The organism is Parapedobacter tibetensis (assembly GCF_024704835.1).
Taxonomy (GTDB): Bacteria; Bacteroidota; Bacteroidia; order Sphingobacteriales; family Sphingobacteriaceae; genus Parapedobacter; species Parapedobacter tibetensis.
This window is the reverse complement of sequence record NZ_JAMXBE010000052.1, coordinates 1-2,172: the sequence shown is the minus strand read 5'-3', so window position 1 is coordinate 2,172 and position 2,172 is coordinate 1. Positions and strand designations below refer to the sequence as shown.

General features: G+C 50.5%; 2 protein-coding genes. Both read left to right on the top strand.

The genetic code is table 11. The annotated features are described in order from the left end of the window. Window positions 1–1,399 (top strand): eCIS core domain-containing protein (locus NF543_RS25165; protein ID WP_257670960.1); only part of this gene is annotated, 1,399 nt, incomplete at its 5' end. 14 nt (window positions 1,400–1,413) lie between these two features. After that, complete coding sequence (locus tag NF543_RS25160) at window positions 1,414–2,046, top strand: hypothetical protein (RefSeq protein ID WP_257670959.1); 633 nt, start codon at window positions 1,414–1,416, stop codon at window positions 2,044–2,046. Window positions 2,047–2,172: the final 126 nt, after the last annotated feature.

Sequence of the window (2,172 nt, the reverse complement as noted above, 5' to 3'; positions counted from 1 at the left end):
AAGCATAAATGCCTTGGCATACACCACGGGAAACAACATCGTATTCGGACATGGGCAATACCAGCCTGCGTCGGACAGCAGCAGAAGGTTACTGGCCCATGAGCTGACGCATGTGGTACAGCAGAGTGGGGGTGCCATGACGGTACAACGCCAATCGGCGAGGCGTATCAACCCCAACTTAGTAGAAGTAGCACACGAAGGGGAGCGTTACCGGGTTACCAGAATACTGGAGAGTGGGCGAAGAGGACGTCGTTCGTCGGGTTCTATAGACGCTGATATAGACCGCACCAACGTCACCATTACCATTAAGGTTTGCCGGGATAGAACAAGAGCGGAGATCGAGCTGGGGGCAAATATCCCGGAAAGTGCAATAGGCGTTGCGCAACGAATTTTAAGCGCGGTTAGCCGCGGTTCCATGGGGGATATCGGTGCGGCCTTGGAAGGCGTGGATGTGACCCCTTTTTTGGAAGTGTTACTTGCGCAGTCCGGACAGTTTAGTCTTACTTCACGAGGAGAGGTCACCGTTGGGTTGGAAGGCGTCACGGGAGGAGCAGGCTCATTGGGCATCCGCATAGGGCCTTTCGATGTTGGGATCCGCGGCCATGGAGATGACGAGGGGTGGGGGCTTGGCGGCAGCATTACCGTTACCCCGGGGCGTACAGATGAAACGTTTGAATGTTCATCTGTGCCGCTTACGGTTAGATTGGTATGCCAGAAATGGCATGAGGCTTCTTCGTACGAGGCTACTGTTCCGGTCCCTTTCCGTGATCGGCAAACCCGCTTTATCTATTTCGATTATGCGAATGCAACTATCGACCGGTCACGAAGCGCCCAAATGCTGGGCGAAATCACCACCTTATTGCAAGCAGGATACCGAGTAACGCACATCGCCGGCCATACGTCTCCAGAGGGGCCAATACAACAAGGCCGCCGGTTTGAGGGCAATGAGCAATTGGGACAAAACAGAGCCAATGCCGCATTTGCCGAAATCGGATCGATTTGCGCTGCCCAGATGCTTAGCATGCGCGATGCAAGACGGTGTACGGCAGATGTTGTTCGTGATGTTCGGCCAATAGGATTGAGTGAATTGTATACCCTTATAGCGGAAAGCGGGCGCGAAGTGGAAGGCAGGCCATTGGCCCAGCACGCAGTCGACCAATTCAGGACATCAGCGGCAGAATCATCGCATCGGACTGAAGAACTGTCGCAACAAATGGAAGGAATGAGTCTGGAACAGCAACGCGATGCCGTGTACCCCTTGTTGCGCCGGGCGACCATTACATTGGAAAAGTCCGGCATGCGGAATGAGCGGGTAACACTTGAAGAGTCAGCAGGTTATCGAAGTGTGAGCTGTCCCAGAGCGGTCGAAGCTGCAGCGAGATTGCAGTTTTCATTTTGATTAAAATGAATATTATGAGCTATTGGGAAATATTGACAGACGGATTACTTCTTCATGAAGTGATACTGTTAATGCTGGGGAGCTTACTGTTTTTGGTGCTGTTGTTTTTGGTGCTATTATTTGCATTCAGGAGAGAAAGACTCCGGTCATTGTTGTTTTTCTTCACCATACCATTGGTGATGATCGGTTGGCCTTCCATTACAAAAATACAAATCAGTCAGGCAGGCATTGCGTTGGAAAATAATTTGCGCAACTATCAAGTTGATCCGGCAAACAAAGAAAGCAGAGAAGCCTTACAAGCCAGCATGGAGGTGTTGGAAAATAAGGGGGTACAAAATCCCGAATCCTTGGTGAACATCGCCAAAGCCAAATACCTATTGGGAAAAGACACGGAAGCCTTGCAGACCATCGACAGGATTCCTGATGAGGTAAAAGACGAAGTGGGGGCGGACGAGTTGAAAGCCACCATTGCCATCACGCAGGATATTGAACGAAAACTGCGACAGGTAGAGCACGCACCTACGGCAGACAACCTGGAGATCTTGCGCATCTCCAAAGACCAACTGGTTAATCATGAAGCGACCAATAACGTGAGGTTGCGCGAATATGTGGTGCGGTCTGATTCATTAATCAAAAAAAGCCGGTAAGCCATGAACACAAAGATTTATAATGTAGCTAGTAAAGCCAACCAAGGGACGGATGGCAAGCCAAAAAGGGGAAGTGCACCTTTTTTTCAATCCAAGCTCACAGTCAACCAACCCAATGATCCCTAT